The 6,315-nt window shown below is 70.4% G+C and carries 5 protein-coding genes and 1 pseudogene; 3 read left to right on the top strand and 3 right to left on the bottom strand.

Features of this window, described 5'->3' with window-relative positions:
* Positions 1 to 127 (top strand): annotated as a pseudogene (locus tag CWC38_RS12470) (IS5/IS1182 family transposase); the annotation flags it as partial.
* A gap of 11 nt (positions 128 to 138) precedes the next feature.
* A complete protein-coding gene (locus CWC38_RS10570) occupies positions 139 to 897 on the top strand; it encodes a DUF3800 domain-containing protein (RefSeq protein WP_121846696.1) in 759 nt (252 codons plus the stop codon).
* Between the two features lie 190 nt (positions 898 to 1,087).
* Here CWC38_RS10570 and CWC38_RS10565 read toward each other — a convergent pair whose 3' ends face one another.
* The gene (locus CWC38_RS10565; RefSeq protein ID WP_206059897.1) at positions 1,088 to 2,614 is read right to left on the bottom strand and encodes an MFS transporter; all 1,527 of its coding nucleotides are present in this window, start codon (positions 2,612 to 2,614) and stop codon (positions 1,088 to 1,090) included.
* 168 nt (positions 2,615 to 2,782) lie between these two features.
* Between CWC38_RS10565 and CWC38_RS10560 the strand changes: the two genes are divergently transcribed.
* Positions 2,783 to 3,337, top strand: coding sequence for a TetR/AcrR family transcriptional regulator (locus CWC38_RS10560; protein WP_121846695.1), 555 nt, complete (start codon positions 2,783 to 2,785; stop codon positions 3,335 to 3,337).
* 150 nt (positions 3,338 to 3,487) lie between these two features.
* On the opposite strand, the gene CWC38_RS10555 is transcribed toward CWC38_RS10560, so the two are convergent.
* Positions 3,488 to 5,719, bottom strand: coding sequence for an FtsX-like permease family protein (locus tag CWC38_RS10555; protein WP_121846694.1), 2,232 nt, complete (start codon positions 5,717 to 5,719; stop codon positions 3,488 to 3,490).
* A partial coding sequence (locus CWC38_RS10550) for an ABC transporter ATP-binding protein (RefSeq protein ID WP_240625222.1) occupies positions 5,719 to 6,315 on the bottom strand: 597 nt, incomplete at its 5' end. The genes CWC38_RS10550 and CWC38_RS10555, both read right to left, overlap by 1 nt.

Below are 6,315 nucleotides of genomic sequence, written 5' to 3'. Positions count from 1 at the left end.
CTACTGCCAGCTCAAACAATGGCGCGCCATCGCGACCCGGTACGACAAACACGCTGTGACCTACCGCGCCGCCATCATCCTGCACTCCGTCATCACCTGGGCGAAGGCTTTGTCAGACACGCCCTAGGCTCGGACAGCATGCACCTCGTCTACGTCGATGACTCCGGGGACTCCAGGCACGGCACCACCCTGACCGCACTCATCGTGCCCGACGACCGGTGGAACGAGGTGATGGCCGCATGGCTGGGAGGCCGCCGGGCCATCCACCACGAGTTCGGCATTCCCACCACCCGGGAGCTGCATGCCAACGAGTTGTACAAGGGGCGCGGGAAGTACTGCGAGACCGAAGGTCAGGAGAGGCTGTTCTCCACACCTCGTCGAGCCGCGACAGGCCGAATCATGCTCTCAGCACTGGCTGCGGCGGAGGGTGCTCTCGTGGTCACGATCGCCACCCCGTGCAGGTCGTCCACGGAGTCATACAACACCTTGCTCCGGTGGCTCGACGGCTGGGCGGAGGAGAACGACACCACGGTCATGGTCTTCTACGACGGCCAGCAGGGGTACGGCGAACCTTGCGCGCCACTGTCTCCAGCGCAGGCCCGTGCAGAGTGGGACACCGCACTGCGTGCTTCTACCCCGTACCGTAAGGCGCACCGCGCGCTCGATCTGCACACTCGACGCGTGATCGAGGACGTGATCATGCAGGACAGCAGGTACAACCAGCTGATCCAGGCTACGGATCTCATCGCCTACGGCGCCTACCAGCTGCACGCGCAGACCCATCCAGAGATCTGGGGTGCCACACACCGCCCGGTCACGGACGCCATTCGTGCTTACAGGAAGATGGCACCCCGGTGGTTGCCGACGTCCGAGCACGGCATCATCTGGTGCCCCTGACGCAAAAACCCCCGACCATAGGTCAGGGGTTTGCGAGGTGCGAGACCCCCGGAGCGGCTAGAGATGCCACATAGGGCCTCGCAATGTCAGGGTACACCCGCGAGTGCTCTGTGAGAACGGGATGGTCGAGCCGGACAGCATGGCAGGGGCCGGGCATCCCGGGCGACGCCGCGACGTCGCCCGGAGCGTCTCACCCCTCGCCGCGGCGCACCCTGCGGTCCGCCCGCAGCACGCGGGCGAGGACCAGGGCGACGACGGCGACCAGCACTCCGCCGATCAGCGACGTCCACTGCATGCCGGCGGAGAAGGCGGCCGTGGCGGCGTCGGCGATCGCGGGGCCCAGGGAGGAGTTGGCGGCCACGTCGAAGGCGCCGCCCAGCGTCTCCCGGGCGGCCTGGGCGCCGTCCGCAGGAACGCCCGCGGGCAGCTCCAGGTCGCCCTGGTAGAACGCGGTGGTCAGCCCGCCCAGCACGGCGGTGCCGAGCACGGCGCCCACCTCGTACCCGGTCTCGGATACCGCCGACGCCGCGCCCGCCTTCGCCTCGGGCACGGAGGAGACCACGAGGTCCGTGGACAGGGTAGTGGCCAGCCCGGTACCCGCGCTCATCAGGGTGAAGCCCACGATCACGGGCACCGCGGACGCCTGCTGGTCCGTGAACGCGACCACCAGGAAGCCACCGGCCACCAGCGCCAGGCCCAGCACCACGGCGGTGCGCAGGCCCGTGGCACGCGCGATCCGCTCCGCACCGAGCCCCGCCAGGATGGACAGCACCAGCCCGGGGACCATCAGCAGACCGGAGCTCATGGGGTCCCGGCCGTTGACCAGCTGCAGGTACTGCGTGAAGAAGAACAGGAAGCCGAACAGCGCCACGTTGGACACCGTGTTCACGGCCAGCCCGCCGGAGAAGCGGGCGCTGCGGAAGAAGCGCAGGTCCAGCATGGGGTAGTCCTTGGCCACCTGGCGGCGCGCGAAGAGCATCCCGCACACCATGCCCAGGGCGATGAACACGATGCTCTCCAGGGGCGACCCGCTCGTGGCCAACGTCTTGATCCCGTAGACCACCGGGGCCATGGTCAGCACCGCCAGCACGATGGACAGCGGATCCACGGGCCCGGGGTTCGGGTCCTTGGACTCGGGCAGCACCAGGGGCGCGGCCACCAGGAACGCGAGCAGCACGGGGACGGCCAGCAGGAACACGGACCCCCACCAGAAGTGGTTGAGCAGGAACCCGCCCGCAATGGGCCCCAGTGCGGCACCGGCGCTGAACCCGGCGGTCCAGATGGCGATGGCCAGGCTGCGCTGGGCGTCGTGGCGGAACACGGTGCGCAGCAGCGAGAGCGTGGTGGGCAGCAGCATGGACCCGAACACGGCGATCCCCACGCGGGCCGCGAGCAGCCACTCGGCCGTGGGCGCGAACGCCGCGAACAGGGAGATCAGCCCGAACCCGGAGGAGCCGATCACCAGCATCTTCCGGCGCCCGATCCGGTCCCCCAGGCTGCCCATGGGGATCAGCAGCGCCGCAAGCATGAGGGGATACACGTCCACGATCCACAGCAGCTGCGCCGCGGTGGGTTGCAGCCCCTGCGAGATGGCGGGCAGGGCGAAGCTCAGGGCGGTGTTGTTCACGGTGACCAGCAGCACGGGCAGCATGAGCACGCCGAGGGCGACCCACTCGCGGGTGCCTGCCCTGGGCTGGTGGTCGAGCGCCACGGACACGGGGACCTCCTGGGTTGAGAGCAGCGGATGAGCGGTGGCACGAGCCGTACACCGTCGTACCGAGCCCCACCTCGTGGAGCGCCTCGTGAGTCTTTCCCGTCCAGACGGTACAGTTAACGGCGTCCGGTCCGCAATGATTCCCGTCACCATGTGAGGTTCCCGCGTCCCATGCCCCGCAAACCAGCAGCCCGCGAGAAGCTCCTCTGCGCCTTCGAGCACCTGGTCCTCACGGAGGGCGAGCGCGCGGCGACCCTGGACGCCGTCGCCACGCAGGCGGGGGTCTCCAAGGGGGGTCTGCTCTACCACTTCCCCCACCGGCAGGCCCTCGTGGACGCCGCTCTGGCCCGCTGCGAGGAGCTGGCGGAGGAGGACCTGGCGCGGCTGACGGCGTCGTCCCGGGGTGCGGCGCGCGAGTTCCTGGCGACCTCCCTCTACGAGGACAGCCCCCTGGACCGCAGCCTGGGCGTCGCCTTCCGGCTGGTCCAGGCGCGCGAGCCGGGCGCCCGGCAGACCTGCGAGCGCGTTTCGAGCGCGTGGTACCGCGTGGTGCTCGCGGATGTGGGGGACCCGGTGGTGGCCGCCGCGGTCCAGGCCATGGGCGACGGCCTCTACCAACAGGCGGTCATGGGCCTGCTCCCGGAGGACGACACCGAGAAGCACGCCGTCCTCGAGCACCTCCTGGCGGCGCTGGATCGCCTCATGGAGGGGGACGCCCCGCGGTAGCCGCCCGCCCCTCCGGCGACGATGCCGTACAGCCTCCTCCGCGCCGCAGGGCCACAGCGTGCGTCGTGCGGTTCACAGCGCGCGAGGACAGGGAAAGGGGGGCGCGGCCGCCCGTACACGGCCACGCCCCCGGTTCTGGAGCGGACGGAGTCAGTCCGCCCGCGCCATGCCCTGCACCGGGCTGAGCTTCGTGGCCCGCCGCACCGGCAGGGCCGAGGCGAGGACGGCCACCACCACGGCACCGGCCAGGATCAGGAGGAACCCTGCCCAGGGCACCACGGGCTGCACCGCGAAGCTGTCCGGGAGCACTGCCATCACCCCCAGCACGCCGAACAGCCACCCCACCACGAGACCCACCACGGTGGCCACGAGGGAAATTACGAGTGCCTCACGGCGGATCAGTGCACCCAGCTGCCGCTTGGACAGCCCCAGAGCCCGCAGCAACGAGTTCTCCTGGGAACGCTCCAGCACGGATAGGGAGGTGGTGGAGGCGATGCCCAGCACGGAGACCACCACGGCCACCGCGAGCAGACCGAGGACCACAGTGAGCAGGATGTCCAAGATGGAGACGTAGCCGGCCTTTTCCATCAAGGCACCACCCAGCTGGCTCGAATCCACGTGCAGGATGTCCGCCACGGACTTCTGCAGGTCTCCCGCCTTCTGGACATCGAGGTACTGGACGGCGTCGACGGCGGCACTGGAGCCGGCCGGCAGGCTGCCGTCGGTCTGCACGCCCGCCACGTCCGGCAGGTTCTGGAGGTCCGTCACCTGTTGGTGGCTGAGCTGGCCCGCATTTGCCGGGACGGAGATGTCCACGGGGCGGTCGTGGTCGAGCTGGTCCAGCAGCGTGGTTCGGGCCACGTGCTGGCCCGTGAGCACCGTGGAGACCAGTAGCACGCCGATCAGCAGCGCGGTGGCCGTGGTGCTCGTGCGGGTGGGGTAGCGCGCGGCGTTCGCGGCGGCCAACCGGGAGGGGATGCCGCCGGGCAGCAGCTTTCCCGCACCCCTCACGAGACCCGGAATGTAGGCCCGTGAGGTCAGCACCACGCCCAGGAAGGAGGCGAGGCCTCCCGCGATGCCGAAACCGGCGCTGTGCTGGGTGGCTCCGAGCACCAGGGCAGTGGCACCGGCCACGAGCACGAGGGCACCGAGGACCACGCGCACCACGGGCATCCCGTCCGCGGCCCGGGAGCCGCGCAGCCCGTCCAGCGCGGAGGCGCCACGGGCACGACGAGCCGGGCCCAGGGACGCGATCACGGTCAGCAGCACACCGGTGACGAAGCCGACCAGCATGTCCCGCGGCGCGAGGGTCAACGTGAGGGCCCCGGCGAGACCTGAGACGTTGAGCAGCGCCACGAGACCGGCCACGGCGGCCACGCCCAGGGCGGACGCGAGCACGCCGATGAACAGCCCCTCCAGCAGCACCGCGCGGCGCAGCTGGGAACCGGTGGCCCCCACACAGCGCAGCAGAGCGAGCTCACGGGCCCGCTGGGCGGTGAGCACGGACAGCGTGTTGGTGACGACCAGCAGCGCGACCAGCACGGAGATCCCGGCGAACAGGCCCAGGAAAATGGCCATGACGTCGGTCCCCTGGGACATCTGCTGCAGGGAGTCGTCCGCCATCTGCTCTGGGGTCTTCACGTCCAGTGCCGGCTGGCCGGCTTGCCCCGTCCCCAGGATGCGGTTGACCTCGGCGGCCAAAGAACCGAGCTGTTCCTGGTCCAGGGTTCCGTGGGTGCGCAGCAGAATGGCCTGCTGGTCGCTCGCGACTCCCGGGGTCTGCCCCGGAATGCGCTCCAGACCGGCGCTCGTGGCGTACCAGTCGGGCAGGCTCGAGGAGGACGCGTTCTGCGTGACGCCGCTCAGGGTGTACTGCGCGGTGCCGCCGTTGTCGTCCCCCGCCTGCCCGAGCACCACGGTGTCACCCACGCCTGCGTGCAGCTCGTCCGCCATCTTCTCGGTGGTCACGATCTGCTGGGGCGTCTCGGGCAGCTTCCCCTCCGACACGGAGGTGGGCAGCAACGAGGTCTCCGAGGGGAGATCGCTCACGAGCGTCATGGCGGGGCCGGAGGCCGAGCTGCTTCCCTCCACGCGCGCCAGCGTAGACTGCGGGGCCCAGGCACTGTCCACCTGCGTGAGCTGCTCGATCTTCGAGATCTGCTGGGCGTCCGCGGTGGCGGGGGCCTTCTCCGCGTCGGGGCTTGTCACCACGGCGTCGGCGTTCTTGTAGGGCGCAGCCAGGTTGGAGGCCAGGCTGGTGCTCAGGGTGCTGGCCAGACCGAGCGCCGCAGTCATGAACGCGGCGCACACGGCCACGCACACCACCACCAGCGCGTAGCGGCTCCGCTGCCGGGTCAGGCGGGAGGTGACGACCTTCAGCATCAGCGCACACCTCCCCGGGTGTCGTCGGCCACGATCTGGCCGTCGCGCACACGCACCACACGGTCCGCGGCCTCGGCCACGGTGGTGTCGTGGGTGACCACCACGACGGTCTGGCCCAGTTCGTCCACGCAGCGGCGCAGCAGGGCCAGCACCTCGTCCGACGTCGCCGAGTCCAGCGCGCCCGTGGGCTCGTCCGCGATCACGACGTCCGGCTGGGAAAGCAGAGCGCGCGCGATTGCCACCCGCTGCTGCTGCCCGCCGGACATCTCGTCCGGGCGGTGGTCCAGGCGCTCGGTGATCTGCAGCGTGGTGGCCAGGACGTCCAGGCGGGCGGTGTCCACCTTCCTGCCCGCGAGCGAGAGCGGCAGCTCGATGTTCTGGCGCGCGGTGAGGGTGGGGACCAGGTTGAACGCCTGGAACACGAAGCCCACGTGGTCGCGGCGGAAGCGGGTCAGCTGGTCGTCGGAAAGCCCGGCGATGTCCTGGCCGCCCACGGCAATGCGGGTCTCGGGGTTGCGGTCCGGGGTGTCCAGCCCGGCCAGGCAGTGCACCAGGGTGGACTTGCCGGAGCCCGAGGGGCCCACGACCGCCACGAA

This window comes from Kocuria tytonicola (genome assembly GCF_003687455.1).
Classification (GTDB): domain Bacteria; phylum Actinomycetota; class Actinomycetes; order Actinomycetales; family Micrococcaceae; genus Kocuria; species Kocuria tytonicola.
The sequence above is the reverse complement of the archived record's forward strand: the minus strand, read 5'-3'. Positions and strand labels throughout refer to the sequence as shown.

Excerpts from the sequence above, each read along its gene's own strand:
- CWC38_RS10555 (WP_121846694.1), bottom strand. The coding sequence starts at position 5,719 with ATGCTGAAGGTCGTCACCTCCCGCCTGACCCGGCAGCGGAGCCGCTAC.
- CWC38_RS10560 (WP_121846695.1), top strand. The coding sequence starts at position 2,783 with ATGCCCCGCAAACCAGCAGCCCGCGAGAAGCTCCTCTGCGCCTTCGAG.
- CWC38_RS10570 (WP_121846696.1), top strand. The coding sequence starts at position 139 with ATGCACCTCGTCTACGTCGATGACTCCGGGGACTCCAGGCACGGCACC.